The organism is Flavobacterium gelatinilyticum, from assembly GCF_027111295.1.
Taxonomy (GTDB): Bacteria; Bacteroidota; Bacteroidia; order Flavobacteriales; family Flavobacteriaceae; genus Flavobacterium; species Flavobacterium gelatinilyticum.
The window spans coordinates 3863862-3883425 of record NZ_CP114287.1 but is presented as its reverse complement, the minus strand read 5'-3'; the positions used below and the strand labels follow the sequence as shown (position 1 = coordinate 3883425).

At 34.7% G+C, this 19564-nt stretch carries 18 protein-coding genes, 1 tRNA gene and 1 pseudogene; 8 read left to right on the top strand and 12 right to left on the bottom strand.

Translation table 11 applies throughout. From position 1 onward, the window contains the following. Positions 1-98 precede the first annotated feature (98 nt). Positions 99-172: transfer RNA gene (locus OZP11_RS16470), tRNA-Ala, on the top strand. A gap of 127 nt (positions 173-299) precedes the next feature. On the opposite strand, the gene OZP11_RS16465 is transcribed toward OZP11_RS16470, so the two are convergent. Next, entirely contained in the window at positions 300-476 is a 177-nt protein-coding gene (locus OZP11_RS16465) for a hypothetical protein (RefSeq protein WP_281231644.1), read from the bottom strand. A 158-nt stretch (positions 477-634) separates the two neighbouring features. Between OZP11_RS16465 and OZP11_RS16460 the strand changes: the two genes are divergently transcribed. The 4 genes from OZP11_RS16460 to OZP11_RS16445 all read left to right on the top strand — a co-directional run bounded on the left by OZP11_RS16460 (position 635) and on the right by OZP11_RS16445 (position 4527). Beyond that, complete coding sequence (locus tag OZP11_RS16460) at positions 635-1837, top strand: DUF6138 family protein (RefSeq protein ID WP_281231643.1); 1203 nt, start codon at positions 635-637, stop codon at positions 1835-1837. Positions 1838-2143: 306 nt separating this feature from the next. Then, complete coding sequence (locus tag OZP11_RS16455) at positions 2144-2734, top strand: hypothetical protein (protein WP_281231642.1); 591 nt, start codon at positions 2144-2146, stop codon at positions 2732-2734. 30 nt (positions 2735-2764) lie between these two features. Continuing rightward, on the top strand, positions 2765-3796 hold the full coding sequence (locus tag OZP11_RS16450) for an oxidoreductase (RefSeq protein ID WP_281231641.1): 1032 nt from the start codon (positions 2765-2767) through the stop codon (positions 3794-3796). 170 nt (positions 3797-3966) lie between these two features. Then, the gene (locus tag OZP11_RS16445) at positions 3967-4527 is read left to right on the top strand and encodes a hypothetical protein (protein WP_281231640.1); all 561 of its coding nucleotides are present in this window, start codon (positions 3967-3969) and stop codon (positions 4525-4527) included. Positions 4528-4754: 227 nt separating this feature from the next. Here OZP11_RS16445 and OZP11_RS16440 read toward each other — a convergent pair whose 3' ends face one another. Continuing rightward, positions 4755-5771: a type I restriction enzyme HsdR N-terminal domain-containing protein gene (locus tag OZP11_RS16440; protein ID WP_281231639.1), complete on the bottom strand. Its 1017-nt coding sequence runs from the start codon at positions 5769-5771 to the stop codon at positions 4755-4757. Positions 5772-6309: 538 nt separating this feature from the next. Between OZP11_RS16440 and OZP11_RS16435 the strand changes: the two genes are divergently transcribed. Continuing rightward, positions 6310-6936, top strand: coding sequence for an STM3941 family protein (locus OZP11_RS16435; RefSeq protein ID WP_281231638.1), 627 nt, complete (start codon positions 6310-6312; stop codon positions 6934-6936). 86 nt (positions 6937-7022) lie between these two features. On the opposite strand, the gene OZP11_RS16430 is transcribed toward OZP11_RS16435, so the two are convergent. The 3 genes from OZP11_RS16430 to OZP11_RS16420 are packed head-to-tail and all read right to left on the bottom strand — an operon-like array spanning position 7023 to position 9863. After that, the gene (locus OZP11_RS16430; protein ID WP_281231637.1) at positions 7023-7988 is read right to left on the bottom strand and encodes a lipid A deacylase LpxR family protein; all 966 of its coding nucleotides are present in this window, start codon (positions 7986-7988) and stop codon (positions 7023-7025) included. Then, positions 7969-8751, bottom strand: a complete 783-nt coding sequence (gene mtgA / locus OZP11_RS16425; RefSeq protein WP_281231636.1) for a monofunctional biosynthetic peptidoglycan transglycosylase — start codon at positions 8749-8751, stop codon at positions 7969-7971. Before mtgA ends, OZP11_RS16430 begins: the two co-directional genes overlap by 20 nt. Further along, on the bottom strand, positions 8751-9863 hold the full coding sequence (locus tag OZP11_RS16420; RefSeq protein ID WP_281231635.1) for an NAD(P)/FAD-dependent oxidoreductase: 1113 nt from the start codon (positions 9861-9863) through the stop codon (positions 8751-8753). Before OZP11_RS16420 ends, mtgA begins: the two co-directional genes overlap by 1 nt. Positions 9864-10120: 257 nt before the next feature. Here OZP11_RS16420 and OZP11_RS16415 point away from each other — a divergent pair, with 257 nt between their 5' ends. Both OZP11_RS16415 and OZP11_RS16410 read left to right on the top strand, forming a co-directional pair. Next, positions 10121-12022 carry a S9 family peptidase gene (locus OZP11_RS16415; RefSeq protein ID WP_281231634.1) on the top strand — a complete coding sequence of 634 codons (1902 nt, stop codon included), beginning with the start codon at positions 10121-10123 and terminating at the stop codon, positions 12020-12022. Positions 12023-12199: 177 nt separating this feature from the next. Next, positions 12200-14641 (top strand): hybrid sensor histidine kinase/response regulator, encoded by a 2442-nt coding sequence (locus OZP11_RS16410; RefSeq protein ID WP_281231633.1) that lies wholly within the window; start codon positions 12200-12202, stop codon positions 14639-14641. A 47-nt stretch (positions 14642-14688) separates the two neighbouring features. On the opposite strand, the gene OZP11_RS16405 is transcribed toward OZP11_RS16410, so the two are convergent. The 7 genes and pseudogenes from OZP11_RS16405 to accC form a co-directional block, all read right to left on the bottom strand. Then, positions 14689-16041 (bottom strand): sigma-54-dependent transcriptional regulator, encoded by a 1353-nt coding sequence (locus OZP11_RS16405; protein WP_281231632.1) that lies wholly within the window; start codon positions 16039-16041, stop codon positions 14689-14691. A 128-nt stretch (positions 16042-16169) separates the two neighbouring features. Beyond that, entirely contained in the window at positions 16170-16466 is a 297-nt protein-coding gene (locus tag OZP11_RS16400) for a PepSY-like domain-containing protein (RefSeq protein WP_281231631.1), read from the bottom strand. A 17-nt stretch (positions 16467-16483) separates the two neighbouring features. After that, the gene (locus OZP11_RS16395; protein ID WP_281231630.1) at positions 16484-16780 is read right to left on the bottom strand and encodes a hypothetical protein; all 297 of its coding nucleotides are present in this window, start codon (positions 16778-16780) and stop codon (positions 16484-16486) included. Positions 16781-16798: 18 nt separating this feature from the next. Further along, positions 16799-17089, bottom strand: a complete 291-nt coding sequence (locus tag OZP11_RS16390; protein ID WP_281231629.1) for a hypothetical protein — start codon at positions 17087-17089, stop codon at positions 16799-16801. A gap of 29 nt (positions 17090-17118) precedes the next feature. Continuing rightward, entirely contained in the window at positions 17119-17415 is a 297-nt protein-coding gene (locus tag OZP11_RS16385; RefSeq protein ID WP_281231628.1) for a hypothetical protein, read from the bottom strand. A 70-nt stretch (positions 17416-17485) separates the two neighbouring features. Further along, on the bottom strand, positions 17486-17782 hold the full coding sequence (locus OZP11_RS16380; protein WP_281231627.1) for a hypothetical protein: 297 nt from the start codon (positions 17780-17782) through the stop codon (positions 17486-17488). Between the two features lie 425 nt (positions 17783-18207). Then, positions 18208-19555, bottom strand: a pseudogene (gene accC / locus OZP11_RS16375) (acetyl-CoA carboxylase biotin carboxylase subunit). Positions 19556-19564 lie beyond the last annotated feature (9 nt).

Here is a 19564-nt window from a genome sequence, read left to right as displayed (position 1 = left end):
TTTATTTGCTGCAACTTTGGGATTCGCTCATTTGGTTGGAGCGTCCCGATGAAAATCGGGAAGGCAACAGTTGGAATGTGCATTTTAACGCCAAAAAAGGGGGATTAGCTCATTTGGCTAGAGCGCTACGCTGGCAGCGTAGAGGCGACCGGTTCGAATCCGGTATTCTCCACAAATAAAAACCCTTGTAAACTCTGTTTTACAAGGGTTTTGTTCTTTTTAAGATCTCGATTCCAATAGTCTTATCATTTTAACAAAATGACAAATCACTCGGAAAAATCCGTATTTTAAAAAAATAATTATTTCTCGTTTGCTGAATCCTCAGCATCGACATCCTCTTTTTCTGTTTTTCTGAAGTCATTATTCAAAAGATCTGTTAGTTTCTTTTTCTCTTTTTGATTTTTTCTTAAAGTAAGTACAACCAAAATAATAACCAATACTGCGACGATTCCTATTACAACCCAGTTAATTTCCATAGCTTAAATTTTGAATAAAAGTAAATATTAAAACTATTCATCATATTATCAAAATGTTAAGCCTGACTTTTCTATGTAATTTTATTCTTTCAAAATAATTTTGGCTTAATTAATTATTTTTATCAAAATCAGTTTAAACGCCAAAAGGAAAAGAGATCATGCTGACCAATAGAAATTATGTACTTTTTGATGACATTATACTAAATCCGTCCCTAGAAGAATATTTTACTATCTGTTGTGAATCTGTTCTACAACAAAACATCCTGGTTTCCAGAACAAGAGAAGGAGCCGGCTACCCCTCGTATCAGTGCTTTAAAATAAAAGGAAAGGAAATTTTCATCAACGACATTCTTAAATACTATTTATTCAGGCTCGAAAATGAGGGTTTCTGTTATACAAAGATTAAGATTTTTGCAGATGCATTTTATAAATTATGCGGATGGGGATTCCATATGCATCATCCTTTTCAACTATGGATAAAAAAGTTCATTCAGAATCCGTACTTTTTTCAACAGCAAAATTCTTTCTGGCTGTTAAAACCCGGAGAACCTAAACAGCCCATAACTGAAGATTATTTTCTATTTGCCTGCTACATTGCCATTTCGCATATCAAGCACGAAAGCAGCCAGGGAAAACATATTGCAAATCAGATATTCTCGATGATAACCCGTTTGGGATCTGATCTTCCTAATGAACTCCAAAAACACGGAAGCGGCAGCCTGCCTGAAGAAATAATGTATTACCAGGACAGCCTCGTTTCTTGCAAGGCAAATGATGTGCTGGCCGAGATAACAATTATTTTTAAAGAAGAAAAAGAAGAAGCATTTTGTAAAGCACTGTTGTTTTTGTGTCAATTATTAAAATACGGATTTCCATCTTCTTATACTTTTACTTTCAAGAGTCGTAAACTGAAATTCCTTCCTATTTCAAACCTGCCTAAAAAAGATGCAAATCATTTTTTTGCAAAAGCTGTTCAATGGCCCTCTTTACACGAACAAATCGAAAAATATGCCCGGCTTGCCATGAAAGAATCGGCATTTTATAATGATCGGGAGAATGAAGGTTCTGCCATGCCGGGCACCTTTGCTGTATTTGCCCTGGGTTTGGAAGACGAAAAACACCACAAACTTGTCTGCGATTATTTAAAAATCTGTGATGCCGAAAATCAAACCGTGCAGGCTTATTTTTTGTGGACGTATATTCAAAAATATCGTTTAACACATAAGGCAATAGAACTCTACGATTTATGCACCAATAACATGTCTCTTCTTCCAAGAAAACTTCTAACTCTCCGCCGTGAGATTAAGGAAAGGAAGACTTTTTATAAAAGTGTTTTTAAATACAAACCCGACGATCTGTAAACAGATATCCCTTCTTTTTTCTAATTATAAATTTTGAACGATATTTCTTTAGGAAAGGTTTTCTTATTTTTGTGTTAATCATAAAAAGAAAACAATGAATACCGCGTTTCTTTTTCAAAATTTTATCTGTTATTCCTTAATGCGAAAAAAAGCTATCACAGCCCCTTAAAAACGAAATAGGAATTAAAAATACTCACAGTATTCCTGTTTCAAAATTGGAAAAACAAGATCAGAATACACAAACATCATTAATAAAACTAGTCCGAAAAAATATAGGAAAAGAAAATAATTCAATCTTAAAAAATTATGAGTCGAAATAAAAAAATATTCCTTCAAATATATCTGCTTATAAGCGCTTTTCTGGTAATAAACTGCGGATTATATTATTTTACAGAGATCAGTCTTCGTGGTTATTACAGCGATGTTGTTTTATTCTGGCTCTGGCTTATCTGCAGTTTTGTGGTAATTGTGGTTTTCTGGAAAAAAATTATGGCTAAACTTCTTTTGGCAGGTTTACTGGTAACTTTAGCATTCAGTATTATCCCTATGATGATACCGTTTTATGCATTAGCACTTTCCACTACTTCGTTAGGATTGTATATTCACTCCGATTTAAACAAAAATTACAGAGCACAGATCGTCAGTTATGGTCCATTGGCCAGCCCTTGGCTTGAAGTAATCGAGAAAAAAGGTCTTTTTGAGAAAAGAGTAATCAAATGCACCGATCTGCAGTTCATCAATAACAATCCTGATTTAAAAATAAGAACAACGAAAGATATTATTTTTCAAAATGAAACCGACAACACTTTAACACTGACCCTTTTTTACGGAGGTCCAAACAGAACCATAACATTCGACAAAAAAACAGGAAATATTATCGAGATAAAAAATAACTGATTACCCCCATTTTCAACTAATCCCTATTTTATGAATCATAAATTTTACATCCTTTTTACCGCTTCGTTTCTCTTTTTGGCATCTTGCAATAAAAAACAGGAAACAAAAACAGAAGAAGAATCTTTAATCGAAAATACAGCTGCCGATTCGATTGCAGAAGGCAGCGAAGAACAAACACCAAGAAAAGAAAGCATCAATTTGTTTACCCTTACCCCAAAAGACAGCAGCAATGTCGCTTTTGTTTCCCTTTCTGATATTTATGGCCCCGCCGATGAAAAAGACACACTAACTTTACCGCCAATTGAAACTATGGATATCATATCGGCTGCGTATTTTACTTTTGAAAAACCCTACCGAAAAAGATTCTTTACCAGAACCAATATCTCCGAAAACGATTCGGTTTTTATTTATGATTATGCCAAAAACAAATCGGTTTCCCTGGCAGTAAAAAATCTCAAAACAGCCGCGATGATCAACGGATATTCTTCGACAGAAGACTGGCCGTACCAGCATTTTGATTACATGATTGGTTTCGAAATCAACAAAAAATACCTAGACGGATTCAGCGAATATTACCAGGATGCTTTGGTTTATGTAGGTCCGGAAAATCCATTTGCAAAAGAGCGCCTGACTCCTATTTTATGGAAAAAAATAACCTCAAAAGAGTTTCCGGCTAAAGAATTAAGCGGCGAACACAAAAAACTGCTAAAAAACACATTAACAGGCACTACGCATTCTTTTAAAACAAATAGTTATAATTATTTTTTACAAGATTATTTAGATAGTCATAAAATAATTTATGCCAGACGTCTTTTGGTAACCAATTCAAAAACCAACGAAATTGTCATCGAAAAACTATATTCTCAAAGCGAAGGCACCTCTCCTTCTCCATTAAATTTTGAAGAAGGCGACCATGTAGTAAACCAATGGACAGGAAAACTTTTTAAAAACAAACCGCCGGTTGTTTTTGGTTTCGAATACGTTTCTTTTGGCTGCCCGGGAATTTCTATCATCGACAAATCAAACGAAGAAATTTACCTTCAATGCGACAATCGTCATTAATTTAGTAATTAAAATAAGGAGCAGCAATTTTCGTTTTCAAAAGAACTCCCATCCCGCTGTACACTGTATCTTTTATGCCCCGCTTATCAGCTCGGCATAAAAGGATGCCGTTTCCATCGGGGCTATAATACCATATTTCATTTTCATTATAAAAAACCACGCATTAAATTATGTCTGAATTAAGCTCATTATACTGCAAAGTAAAAATCAAGAAATCACAGCTTGAGGAATTTCTAAAAAGTCCTCTCGAAAAACCTCAGTTAAATAAAAACTGGCTCGACTGGTGGGACAGCCGCAGAATGTACTCAAAAATGGAACTAACTTCCGAATTACTTCGGGCATATAACGACAATACTAATCAGGAAATTATAGATGGCTGGATAGAATACAAACAAGCAATGGCATTTTCTGATTATGATGAAACCACCGAAGAATGGCATTGGGGAATGATGTTTTTCAGTGAAAATTATACCGAAATGCTGCCGATGTTTTCTTTTATCATCAGTCTTGAAAAATACGTAACCGAAAGCCCGGAAAACATGGCGATTGTTTTTCCTTTCTTTTGGGGCGACAATGATGTTTCTGCTTATATTTATTTTGAAAACGGAAAAGCCTTATTAAGCCCAAAAGTACAATCGACCGCTGATGTAAATCCAGATTTAATGAACAAAACAACAGAATACCTAAATAAAAAATGGGACGATCTGTCTAAAGAAATGGATTTGGATTAACCCGTTTAAATTGTATGAATAAGCAAAAATCTATTTCATCAAAAAAGCCATTCCTGAAAAATTTCCGGAATGGCTTTTTTATGTTTAACCTCGAAGTTTGTCATTTCTGATATAATTTAACTATTTGGGAATATTCGGCTAAAGCCTTTTCGATGTAAAATCTTCTTTTCCTCCAGCTAAAGCCGGAGGCAATTGAAGAAAATTAAACTTCATTAAAAATGACATCTTTATTCCAGCAAAAGTAAAGTCCTGTTTATCAATTCATTTTTATACTTTAAAACATCATCAACACTGCTTAGTAAATACTCATTATTTTCGATAACAATTTTCAGTTTTGTATCTGTAAATACCAATTTACAAATCACTTTCTTTAAATTATCATCCACGCTGATATTAAAAAAACTTTTAAAATCTTTGAAGAAAATTCTCTGACTTGGAATCTTTCTATTCTGAATCAATAAAGTTCTAATAGTATGATAAGCCTGTATTTCGGTTTCTGTAGTTATTATACCGCCTGTATTTGAATTCGATTCTGCAAGAACCTTTTTATCGTACAAAGATTTTAGCAAAGCAGAATTAATCATTGATATCATTTTACCTTGTGTTTCTTCGGTAAATTTTGTTTTAAAATTCATATTTCTATGAATAATCTTTAACAGATCTTTTGATGGTGCAATAAATTCTTTTAGCAGACTTGCTTCAAAATCTTCTGCAAAAACACAATCTTGTGCCGTTTTTATAATTTCTGCAATGACTACATATCTTTTATCAAATTTGATTAAAGTTTCGAGATCTTTATCTGAATAATTAGACAAATTAAAAACAAAAAATGGTTTGGAATCGATAACATTTGGCAATAAAATATCCGAATAAAATCGATACTCAATACCATTTGTCAACACTGCAATTCTGGAACTTTTGGTATTGCTAAAATATCCGTTTAGCTGTCCAGCCTCTTTATCACTAAGACGGCTGTTGTATTTTTTAGCTTCGATTAAAATAGTTTCTTTTTTGTTTAGAAAAATAGCATAATCTATTTTCTGGCTTACTCTTTCTCCAAAGTCTGCATTGAATTCCGGAATTAAATCATTAGAAATATAATTTAGAAGATGAAAAAAGGGTTCAATTAAAAATTTACGAGTTTGAGCTTCATTTGTGCATAATTCAATTGCATCATTAATTTTAAAGTTCTCAAGTGTTTTTCTTAACTGATTAACAGATTGTTTAGGGATGTTTGTAGTCATTTTGGTTAGTGGTTAGTTAGACAATTAGATAAATCAAAACTAAGAAATAAAGCAATATTATCTTAAAAATCAACGACATAAAACATTGATTATAAAAACAAATATCTTGATTTAATTACGCAGTCTTTTATGGAAAACCATACTTATAAAAGCATGAACATTTCGATTCAAAAATATCATATTACCAGCACAAGATATTAAGTATTTATACCTGAATGAACCATGCCTTTAACTTAACGTCATTTCTCGGCTAAAGCCCTTTCGATGTAAGCACCTCCTTTTCCTCCAACTAAAACAGGTGGTTTTTAATATTGAAGAATATAATGGCTAAAGCTTAAAATGAGTTTTAATTAATTTTTCTTTTTCATCACTATAACATAGAGAAAAATGAGAAAATTTTCTAAAAGTAAATTTTAAAAAGTCCTGATTACAAAACTCTTAAGCCTATTTTAATACATTTTTACCCTATACAAGGCATTTTAGCTTAGCTGCCCTGATAATTTTGCTTCTTAAGAAACACATTTAATAGAAGTAAAAAATGCAATTACCAAAATACATTTACGCGACTAAAAAAAGTACTTATTTAAGAATCCTTCTTTGCTCATTTTTACTGTCTCTTTTTGCATGGGCAATCTGGAAAAACATTGACACAATAGTCGTTCCGGTTGAATTTCATTCTCATTTCCGCACACTATTAATCGTGTGTTTTACAGTTATGGTTTTTACTATAATTAAAGATTTAGCAGGTCTTAAAAAGAAAAAACCACTCATTCGTTTATATCAGGAAGGGATTTTCTTTTACGGAAAATACTTTAGCGAATTGGGAATTGTAAAATGGAAAGATATTAACTCTTGTGCTGTCTTCAAAATAGGATGGAAAAACGAACGTTTTCTTTTTATTGATGTCAAGGATCGTGAAATTTACATCGATCAAATAACAAATAAATCCAAACGCAAAAAATTTATCAAATTAAGCAACAAAGAAGAAGAAACTTTGTTATGGCTAAACACCGCAAAACTAGATTTTGACCTTAAAGAATTAAAGAAAATAATTCATAATCAAATCACTAACCAAACGCCGCAGATAATTACAAAACCCGTAAATAATAATCCTGTAAAAGAAGAAAATTTTCTAATAAATAAACCTGCCGGAGTATTAAACTAAAACTCAAAAGAATTTTGTGAATATCCTAGTGGTAAAAATCTTCACTAAAACATAAAACTTTGTTTCTTAGTTGCTTCGGAACAAAATCACTTAAGCAGAAAACCCATTCTAATCGAGCCGTAAAAATATCCGGTATTTGTATCGTTAACATCGCCTTTTAATTCCTTGCCCCGGTAAATAAAAGAATACGACATATTAAAATTGTTGTGACGGTATTTTAAACCTGCTTCGCCATTAAAACGAAGCGGGACCAAGTCGTATGTGATAGGGCTAGAATTGCTAAACATACTTCCTTCGATCGTGGCGTCATAAAACTGATAGTTAACAACTGGCATAATATAGAAATAAAACTCCCTGATATTGGTTTGAATTTCAGAACTTACAGAGGCCTCGTGCATATTCGAATCGTAAACCGGAAGCAGTTTTTTAAAACCAATTCTGCTCATAAATCCCGTTGAAACACCAGAAAAAATAGTTCCTAAATTGGCTTCTGACTGAAAATGAAGATCTATAAAATCATTATGTTTTGAAGGAAACATTTTTTTAGAATACATTACATGCGCCTGCAGCCCCAAAGTATTCTGAATCTGGTTTTCCCAGCCATATACTTTTTTATAACCAATTAAATTATGAAACCCTTTTTGCAATTGTTCGCCAAGAGAATTAGGGCCCAGAAAACCAACCTGAAAATCCGTCCTTAAAACAGATTCGCTTTGATAGAAAAAGCCTCTTCCGGCCTCGGCAAAAAGATATCCGGCAAAAGGACGGTCGTTTACCTCAACTGCTTCTTCGTTTATAAACCTCGGATTATAGAGATATTGTCCTATTCTAAACTCGGTAATTTTTTTATTGATTTTCGGATTATCATTTTTTGATAAAAACCGATAAAAAAGTTCCAGTCCATTGGTATAATACATATCGTACTTAGACGACGTATATAAATCATTATCGCTTATAAAACCTATTTCAGTGGTTTTTCCTTGTCCAAAAGTTAACGTAACAGTCAATATCAGAAAAGCAAAAAGCGTTTTTTTACTTTTCTTTGCCATCATAATTTATTTTTCCCACAAAACGCATCTCACGCACAATTCTTTCTTTTCTTCTGTTAATATAACTTGACGAACCTGTTGCTTTAAATTTTCTTGGATTTGGCAGAATTGCAGCAATACCGGCCGCCTGCATTGGCGTTAAACTCGAAGCATCGCGTCTGTACCAATGTTCTGTTGCCGCATACGCACCATAAACTCCGTCTCCCATTTCGATACTGTTTAAATATACTTCCATGATACGCTCTTTGCCCCAGATAATCTCGATTAAAACCGTAAAATAGGCTTCAAGACCTTTACGGAAATAACTTTTGCCCTGCCATAAAAAAACATTTTTGGCTGTTTGCTGTGAAATGGTGCTGCCCCCGCGGATTCGACGTCCGCGTTCATTGCTTTTATACGCTTTTTGAAGTGCTTTAAAATCGAAACCATTATGCGTTAAAAAAGTTCCGTCTTCACTTGCGATTACGGCTTTTTGAAGGTTCATGGATATTTTTTCGATTGGTTCCCAATCGTGGTCAAAATAGACTTCTTTTCCGTCGAGTTTATTTTCGATGGCACGAATTAACATAAGCGGTGTAAAAGGCACCGGAACATATTTAAAAAATATAACCGATCCTATTGAAAGTCCAAAAAACCACAAAGCTGCTTTTATAAAAAACCATTTTACTTTTTCGCCAAAGGAGCGATTTCCTTTTTTAGAAGAGGTCTTGGTTTTTGGTTTTGCTGCGGTTGTCTTTTTTGGTGCTGGTTTTTTAGATACTGCCATTATATTAATTCTGCTAAATCTGTTCCTATTAAACTTCCTATCGCAACTCCCATACCGCCTAAACGTACTCCGCAGAACACATTTTCAGAAAGTTGGGTTACAACAGGATTCTTACTATTCCCGATTCCCATGATGCCGCTCCAACGATGCGCAATCTGAAAATCCTGATTTGGTAAAATTACATTTTTCAGTAATTCTTCCAATTTATTTTGAATAATTTTCGTCTGTCCAAATTCGGTCGTGGTTTCACCTTCAAAATCGAGATTTCGACCGCCGCCCAACAAAATCCGGTTTTCGATATTCCTGAAATAATAATAACCTCGGTCTAAATGAAACGTGCCTTTTATGTCTAAATTTTTAATAGGTTCTGTAATTAACACTTGTGCCCTTGCAGGTTTAACGGCATTATGGGTCAAAGATCCCGCAAAACCATTTGTTGCAAAAAGTATTTTTTTGGTTTTAAAACTAAAGTCATTTAAAACCACTTCTACGTGACTTCCGGAATCAAGATAAGAAGTCACTGTCTGCTGATTTAAAATTAAAATACCCGCCGAAACCACTTGTTTCAATAGTTCCTGCATCATATTTCCGGTATCAATCTGAGCTTCAAACGGATTAAAAACCAAATAGTCCTGAATATTCTCAAACCCAAATCGGTCAACTTCTTTCGAAAAAACATCGGCTTTAAAAAGCGGTCTTAAAACTTCATTAATAAACGGAATTTTAGAAACGCATTCGCTAAAACCAAATTCATCTTCTTTCAAAAATAATTCATACCCGCCATGAGGTTTAAAATCGATGGCCTGATCACCTAATCTTTTTCGGAGTAACTGTAATCCCTTCCAACGTTTTTCGATAAGTGCCGTAACATCCTCTTCTGAATGTGTTTTTAAATCATCCAGAATTTCAGAGATACTTCCAAAACAGGCAAAACCGGCATTTTTGGTACTTGCTCCTTGTGGCAACATGCCGCGCTCTAAAACCAGAATTTTAGACGCAGGAAATCTTTCGCGTAAGCGTAATGCCGTATGCAGTCCTACGATCCCGCTTCCTACAATGGTATAATCGACATTTGTAAACCAGTTTTTTAGTTCCCAATAGCTTAGTTCCATTTTTTAGAGTTTTTATAAAAATAATGATTTTTTGACAGCCGCGACTCGAGTGACAGCGAATAGGCAAAAGCAATTCACATTTTTTTTTGACAATTTTTAAGATAGAAATTTGTGACTAGAGAACATGGGACGAATAGACGAAGTAATTTACGGCAGAAAAGCTTTTACCTGAACTTTAACAATTTTTGGAATTTGAATTTTAACTAATTGGAATTTAATTGTTGTATTTTTAGCGCACAATAATTAGAATTTTTATTATGAAAAAAGTAGTAGTAACAACCTTAATAATGATGAGTTTAAACGCTATCGGACAGAATGTAATGTCGCCGGAATTGTTATGGAAATTAGGACGAGTATCTGTACTTGGACTTTCGAAAGATGAAAAAAATGTGGTTTATAAGGTTTCAACGCCTTCTGTAGCCGATAATAAATCGACTTCTAAACTTTATACCATTCCGGTAAACGGAGGAAAAGCCACAGAAATTAAAGACACAAAAGATATTTTAAAAGACAAAAACATTTCACCTGACGGGAAGTTTGTGGTTTACAATGATGAAGTAAAGATCGAGAAAGTTTTAGGTAAAGATTTTTACCCAGGTCTTGACAAATCTGATGCTCAAATTTACGATGGTTTAGATTACCGTCATTGGGATACCTGGAACGAAGGAAAATACAATCACGTTTTTTATAAAGAAAACAAAGACGGTGCAAAAGGGATCGATATTTTGAAGGGTGAGACTTTTGACTCGCCGCAAAAACCTTTTGGCGGTGACGAAGATTATATCTGGTCGCCGGACAGCAAAAGCATTTTTTATGTCTGCAAGAAAAAAGCCGGAACAGATTATGCGATTTCTACCAACACTAATATTTATGAGTATAATTTAGAAACTCAAAAAACAACCAATAAAACCGAAGATAATTTAGGTTACGATACAGCTCCTCAGTTTTCACCAACTGGAAATTTATCATGGCTGCAAATGAAACGTGATGGTTACGAATCAGACAAAAATGACATTATTGTTGAGTTTAAAGGGATAAAACAAAATTTAACTGCCGGCTGGGACGGAACTGTAGATAATTTTATCTGGAGCAAAGACGGAAAAAATGTGTTTTTTGTGGCTCCGGTTGACGGAACAAAACAGCTTTTTACAGTTAACTTTCCTGGTGTAACGAGAATTGCAATTACGGTTCGCCAGTTAACAAGCGGAGATTTTGACGTAAATGATTTAGTTGGATTTGTTGGAGACGACATCATCGTAACCAGAACTGACATGAATCATGCAGCTGAAATTTATTCTTTTAATTTGAAGAAAAACAGCTGGAAGCAAATTTCAAATGTAAATACAGATACATATAAAACTTTAACTTTAAGCAAAACAGAAAAACGTTATGTTACCACAACAGATGGTAAAAAAATGCTGGTTTGGGTGATCCTTCCTCCAAATTTTGATGCTTCAAAAAAATACCCAACCTTATTGTTTTGTCAGGGAGGACCACAGAGTCCGTTGACACAATCGTATTCTTTCCGCTGGAATTTCTCTTTAATGGCTGCGAAAGGTTACGTAGTAGTGGCGCCAAATCGCCGCGGTATGCCGGGGCATGGTGTTGAATGGAACGAACAAATTAGTAAAGACTGGGGCGGACAGGTTATGGACGATTACCTTTCGGCAATTGATGATGTTGCTAAAGAAAGCTATGTTGATAAAAGTCGTTTAGGATGCGTTGGCGCGAGTTACGGAGGATATTCTGTATTTTACTTAGCAGGAATCCACAAAAACCGTTTCAAAACTTTCATCGCTCACGATGGGGTTTTCAATACAGTGAGTATGTTAGGAACTACAGAGGAGGTTTTCTTTAACAACTGGGACTTTGGCGGACCATATTGGGAAAAAGACAATGCTGTGGCTCAAAAAGCTTATACTGTTTTCAACCCGGCAACTTTAGTTCAGAACTGGAACAAACCTATTTTGATTTTCCAGGGCGGAAAAGATTACCGTGTGCCAATTGGGCAGGGACAGGAAGCTTTTCAGGCTGCGCAGTTAAGAGGAATCAAAAGCCGATTTGTGTATTTCCCTGATGAAAATCACTGGGTTTTAAAACCACAGAATGCTCAGGTTTGGCAGGGCGAATTCTTTAAATGGTTAGATGAAACGCTATAACTAAAATATAAATATTAAAACAGCCTTAGATTTGTTACATAATCTGAGGCTGTTTTGTTTATCAGACATTTGAATTATGTAAACATTTCAAAAGTTTTTCCTTTTCTTAAATAGATTTTTTAGATAAATTGCACTGAATTCAATAGTAAGAACCTTCCTCAACCCCCGCCGCTATTTATGGAGAGTAAAAAAAGTTACACAGCCCTCAAAGTTTTATTCAGCTATGTTGCACTGTTGGCTCTTGTGGTTACCGTGGGATGGTTTTTATACTCCGAAAATGTCGTTTACAAGAAGCTTGAAGATAAAATTGCACACGAAAAAACCAAAATTTTAAGAGTCAGCAAATTGTTTTCGAATGTGTATAAAACAGAAAGTTTAGCACGACAAACTATTCAGACCAACTCTGAAAGTGATTTTAAAAATTACCTTACCGAAACTGATTCTCTTAAGGCCAGAATCGACACCCTAAAACAAATCGTTACTACCGAATATCAAAAAATGCTTCTGGATAGTGTGAATTATTTATTGTCTGAAAAAACAGAAAATATCCGACAATTAAAAACCATAAAAAATCAGGCCGAAGACGAAGTTTCTGTCAACAACGCGATTGACGAGATTACCAAAATGGAGTTTAACCTGAGAAAACTGGAACTTCAGGATTTCACCAAGAACCCAAATGAACTTGGAAATTATCAGCGAAATGTGCTTCAAAAATATGTAGATTATCTCAATCAGAATATCCCTGACGACAGCACCAATACGCTTAGTAAAAAAGCTTCAGATTCTATTCTGGCTAATTCTAAAAAATTACTGAGCAACGTAAAACTGAAAGCCGAAAAGAAAAAGGAAACCCTGAATTTTGAAGAAAACAAACTGCTGAAAAATGAAATCGCAATTTCGGAACAGCTTCGAAAAGTACTCCGAATTATTGAACGCGAAATTATTAATAACTCTATTAAGAACAATTCATTAAAAGAAAAATCCCTTAAAAAAGTCAACGAGATTGTAACGGCTTCGGCAATTGCAGGATTGATTCTGACTTTGTTTTTCTCTGTTTTAATTGTAAGTGATTATTCCAAATCGCAGCTTTACAAGAAACAGCTTGAAATTGCGAATTTTAAAACTAAAAATTTATTAAAAAGCCGCGAACAGTTAATTTCGACTGTGAGCCACGATTTGAAAACACCACTTAGCACGATTGTAGGATATTCTGAACTTTTGGGCAATTCTGATATTACGACAAAACAATCTTACTTTATTAAAAATATTAAGAATTCATCTGAATATATTACACAGCTGGTTCAGGATCTATTGGATTTCTCCAGAATAGAAGCCGGAAAAATTACAGTTGAAAAAGTGCCGTTTTATCTGCCTGAAATTATTGAAGACACTGCCAAAAACATTCAGACGGTTTACAAGCAAAAGAACATTAGGCTGATTATTAATATTGACGAAAAATTACAAACCAGAATTGTAGGCGATCCGTTTCGACTGAAACAAATATTATCTAACATTATTGGAAATGCTTATAAATTTACTGAAGAAGGTCATATTAAAATCAGTTCGTATGCTACCGAAAATGAAAATTTCTTTGTAATTACAATTGAAGACACCGGAATTGGAATTGAAAAAGGCAACCAAAAAATAGTTTTTGAAGAGTTTGCTCAGGCAAATGAGAACATTGAAAAAAAATACGGAGGAACCGGTTTAGGACTGGCAATCTGCAAAAAAATCATTTCATTTTTGGGAGGAAATTTAAGTCTGGAAAGTACCTACGGAAAAGGAAGTACCTTTGAGATTAAAATTCCGCTGGTTTTCGATTACAGCCCGATTACGGTTGAAGAAACCAAAAGAAATCTTGCCAGAAATACAAGAAAACAAACTTTTATTGTTATTGATGACGACATTAATCTTTTAAACTTAACAAGCGGCGTTTTAAAACAGGAAGGCCACGAGGTATTGTCTTTCACCAGTGCAGTAAAAGCGTTGCAGTCTATTCAAAATACTCGCTTTGATTTTGTCATTACTGATATTCAAATGCCGGAAATGGATGGTTTTATGTTTTTGAAAAGCCTTCGGGATTCTGAAAAAAGCATTTTCAGCAATCAGCCCGTAATTGCCTTAACAGGAAGAACCGACCTTGATTCATCTGTTTACACCGATGCCGGTTTTACAACAGTAGTAAGAAAACCGTATTCGCCAAAAATGCTGCTCGAAACCATTCAGCATATACTTGATAATGACGCGCTTCCTAAAACAGAAATGACAGATGAGGAAGAAACCATTTCAACCCAATTATATTCTCTGGAAACTTTAAAAGAGTTTTTGGGTAATGATAATGAGGCTTTAAACGATGTCCTGAAAGCTTTTATAAGCAGCACAAATGAAAATATAGTTTTGCTCGAGAATGCGATAGCAGAAGAAAATATCCCTGAGATCAATTCGATTGCGCATCGCATTGCGCCAATGTTCAGACAAATTGAAGCTCGTGAAATTGCTGTGATTTTAAAAACGCTTGAACAGGATCATCTTCAAATTTCGGATCTAAAAGCGATTTATTCAGATTTAAAAGTAAAAATGAGCCAGCTTTTTTCTGCTTTACAGCAAGAAATCGTTTAATCTCTTTTAGGTTAAATATGTGCTGAAAAATATTTCACCCAGCGGGTTTAATCTATATTGTATTGCTTTAATTTATTGTAAAGCGTTTTTCTGGTAATTTTAAGAAGTTTGGCTGCTTCAGATTTGTTATTCTGAGTTCTGTTCAGCGCATTAATAATAGCTTCTTTTTCATTTTCTGATAATGAAAAATTTCCGCTGAAACTTTGCTGTTGTTTCTGAACCTGAAAAAATTCAACCGGAAGAACATCACTTTCTATAAAATCTCCCTGAGTTAAAAGTGTAGATCGTTTAACGCAGTTTTGAAGTTCACGTAAATTTCCGGGCCAATTGTAATTTTGAAAGATTGAAACCACTTCAGGAGAAAATCCGATAATATCTTTATTTAACTGCTGATTGGCTTTTTCGAGGAAATAGTCGGCAAAAACCATTAAATCTTCGTCACGGTCTTTTAAAGATGGAGACTGAATCGAGAATTCGTTGATTCTATGATATAAATCTTCTCTAAAATCGCCGTTTTTTACTGCTTCGCGCAAATCTTCGTTTGTAGCGGTAATAATGCGGATATCGACGTCTATTTCTTTATTACTTCCAACAGGTTTTATTTTTCTTTCCTGAAGCGCACGCAATAACTGAATTTGATTTTCATATGAAAGGTTTCCTATTTCGTCCAGAAAAAGCGTCCCTCCGTTTGCGGCTTCAAAATAGCCCATTTTATCGCTTATTGCTCCGGTAAAAGATCCTTTTAAGTGTCCGAAGAATTCACTTGCTGCCAATTCCTTTGGAATCGCACCGCAGTCTACAGCAATAAAGTTGTTATTTTTTCTGTTGCTTTGCTGATGAATACTTTTGGCTATAATTTCTTTTCCTGTTCCGCTTTCGCCGATAATTAAAACCGACATATCTGTAGGGCTTACCAGTTGAATATGGCCTTGTAGTTTTTTTGAAGCTGCCGAAATTCCTTTTACAAATTCATTTTCTGATGATACCGGTTTTTTAGCTGTTTTTTTCTGTTTAACCGGAACCTCCTCTTCTTCTGTATCAGGCGTCTGGAGCGCATTTGTAATAACAAGCAGCACCTCATCCGGATTGAAGGGTTTTGAGATATAATCGGCAGCACCGTTTTTAATTGCTTTTACGGCAGTATTTACATCCGAATATCCGGTCATAAGAATAACCGGAACCTGCGGAAAGGAATCTTTAATTTCAGACATAAGTCCAATACCATCAGAATCAGGCAGACGCAGGTCAGTCAAAATCAAATCGAAAGATTCATTTTTGATTGCTGATCTGGCTTCTGCAGCAGAGAATGCTACGGTTACATCGAATGCATTTTTTATCAGAAACCGTTCTAATAACTTGCAAAACGAAATATCATCTTCTATAACTAATATCTTTGGCATTTGGATTTTGTGACTTTTTTGCTAAAATAATACTATTAAACTTGTAATCTCATAAAATTATGTAAAAAAAAAGAGATTGCACGATGCAATCTCTTTTTCACCAAAAACATAAATCTAATTTCACCTAATTATATCTTTAACCAGTTTCCATTGACATCTGAATACACAGTAGCCTTTTGGTCACCAACTGATATTTCGAGTTTATATTCTTTTTTATCATTAACAAATGCTTTCACCAATTTTGCGTTTGGATAAGCGGTTTGCAGAGCAGTTTTTACAGCCGCCGGTACAGCATCTGTAGTAATTTCCGTGTATTCTGCCTGAACAGAAATAGTGGTTTTTACTTTATTTGGAGCTGTCGCCGCATTTACGGGAATTGACATGCTGCCTAAAAGAATGGCTGTGATAATGGCTGACTTTTTCATTTTGCTCTGTATTTAATTTATTTTTTAATGATATTTCCTGAAGCATCTGTGAAAACAGTATACTTTTTATCTCCACTTGATATTTCAAGTTTGTACTCGTCCTTGTCGTTTTTGTACGCTTTTTCAAGTTTTGTACCTGGAAACGATTTCTCAACTGTAGACTTTACTGCAGCCGGAACTGCATCGGCAGCAACTTCAGTATATGCATCCTGAATGTTTACTGACTGAGTCATTAAAACTGATTCTGAAGGAACTGCTGCATGAACAGACAAACCTCCCAAAATAATCGCTGCTGATAAGATTAACTTTTTCATAGTGCTTCGTTTTTATGGTTATTTTTTAATAATGTTTCCTGACGCATCAGTGTACACAATTGATTTTTCACCTCTTACAGTGATCTCAATTTTATACTCTTTTTTGTCGTTTACATATGCTTTTTCTAATTTAACACCAGGATAAGCATTATCAAGAGATGTTTTAATTGCTGCCGGAACGGCATCAACTTCTTTATACTCATCCTGATAGTTAACTGAATTTACTGTAGTGGTGGTTAAAACAGTATTTTCTGCCTGTATTGACAAACTACCCAATAGAATAGCTGCCGATAATATTAGCTTTTTCATAATAATAGTTTTTTAGGGTTAGTTTTTACTTATTTTTTTACCCAAGATCCGTCTGCGTTAGCATAAAGAGCTCCTACTTTGTCTCCAACGGTAACTTCTAATTTGTATTGAGAAGCACTGTTTTTGTAAGCTTTGTTAAGAACTGCGTCCGGATATGCTTTTTTAAGAGCATCTGTTACTGCGGCAGGTACTTCTGTCACATTGATTTCAGCATAATCATCTTGAAATGATACTGTTTTTACGATTGTATTTGAAATTGGCGAAGTTGAAGCAAATGATGTTAAACCTCCCAAAACGATTGCGGCTGATAGAAATAAATTTTTCATGATAATTATATTTTAAAGTTGTTAATTTAATCTTGGTATTCTTTATCTGAATTTTCACGGGAATACCAAATTACTTTTTAATCCAGGTTCCGTCTGCGTTAGCAAAAAGATTTCCTACTTTGTCACCTACGGTAACGTCTAGCTTATACTCTGATTTTTCGTTTTTATATGCTTTTGTAATAACTGCTGTTGGATATGCTTTTTTCAAAGACTCTGTAATAGGAGCAGGTAACTCTTCTAATTTAATTTCAGTGTACTCGTCTTCTACAGAAGCAATTTTTACAATAGTGTTTGAAATTGGAGAAGTTGAAGCAAATGAGGTCAATCCTCCTAAAATGATCGCGGCTGATAAAAATAAATTTTTCATAATGTATATATCTTTTATAGTTAATAGTTTGTTTTACGCTTTAGGTAAAGAAACTATTATGCCGAAATGAAATAATCATCATCAAATCTATGTAAAACCCTATAAATTAAAGGTTTTATGCAATCGTGCCAAAAAAACGAAATAGTTTAAAAGTGTATAATTCGTTTCGCAAGTGTGTAAAAAGTATACATAAATTGTGTTTACTTTGATAAAATGCCTCAAAAAACAATTGACAAAAACAGACTCTATCTGTTTTTTAGAGTAAAGAGAGACTTTAAGGCGGTTACTGTCATACAAACAATAGAGTATAATTGACTAAAGGTATGATTTTGCAGTCAGACAGGTCTCAGAGCTGATTCACAAAACCTGTCTGGTTCGTATTAAATTAATACAATAAAAAAGGCCGTCTTCCGACGGCCTTTATATTATTCTGGACTATTCATTTTGAAAGTATCCATAAATGCAGTTGTATAATCTCCTGCAATATATTTTGGATCATCCATTAATTGTCTGTGGAATGGAATTGTAGTTTTCACCCCTTCGATTACAAATTCGTCAAGAGCTCTTCTCATTTTACTGATTGCTTCTTCACGAGACTGCGCTGTTGTAATTAACTTTGCAATCATAGAATCGTAGTTTGGCGGAATACTGTAACCTGAGTATACGTGAGTATCTAAACGTACTCCGTGACCTCCCGGCATATGAAGCGTAGTAATTTTTCCCGGTGAAGGACGAAAATCGTTATAAGGATCTTCGGCATTAATACGGCATTCGATAGCGTGTAATTCAGGAAGGTAGTTTCTGCCAGAAATTGGAATTCCTGCAGCAACCATAATCTGCTCACGAATTAAATCGTAATCAATTACCTGTTCAGTAATTGGATGCTCTACCTGAATACGTGTATTCATTTCCATGAAATAGAAGTTTCTGTGCTTGTCTACCAAGAATTCAACAGTTCCTGCTCCTTCATATTTAATAAACTCAGCTGCTTTTACAGCTGCTTCACCCATTCTTGTACGTAAATCGTCTGTCATGAATGGCGAAGGCGTTTCTTCAGTAAGTTTTTGGTGGCGACGCTGTACAGAACAGTCTCTTTCAGAAAGGTGACACGCCTTTCCGTAAGAATCTCCAACAACCTGAATTTCGATATGACGAGGCTCTTCAATAAGTTTCTCCATATACATTCCGTCGTTTCCAAATGCGATCATCAGCTTCCTGACGTGCGCTTTCCCAAGCTTTTAAAAGCTCTTCTTCTTTCCAAATAGCACGCATTCCTTTTCCACCACCACCTGCAGTAGCTTTCATCATAACCGGATATCCAATTTCTTTGGCTACTTTTTGTGCATGTTCGTAAGATTCTAATAATCCGTCTGAACCTGGCACGCATGGTACTCCTGCTGCTTTCATTGTAGCTTTTGCAGAAGCTTTATCTCCCATTCTGTCGATCATTTCAGGCGCGGCACCAATAAATTTGATTCCGTGTTCCTGACAAATTTTTGAGAATTTAGCATTCTCAGAAAGGAAACCGTATCCCGGGTGTATTGCATCTGCATTTGTAATTTCTGCAGCGGCAATAATATTTGACATTTTCAAATACGACAAGTTACTCGGAGGAGGACCAATACAAACCGCTTCGTCAGCAAATTTAACATGTAAACTTTCTGCATCGGCTGTAGAGTAAACTGCAACAGTTTTGATTCCCATTTCCTTACATGTACGAATTACACGTAGTGCAATTTCTCCTCTATTCGCAATTAATATTTTTTTAAACATCTTATTTTA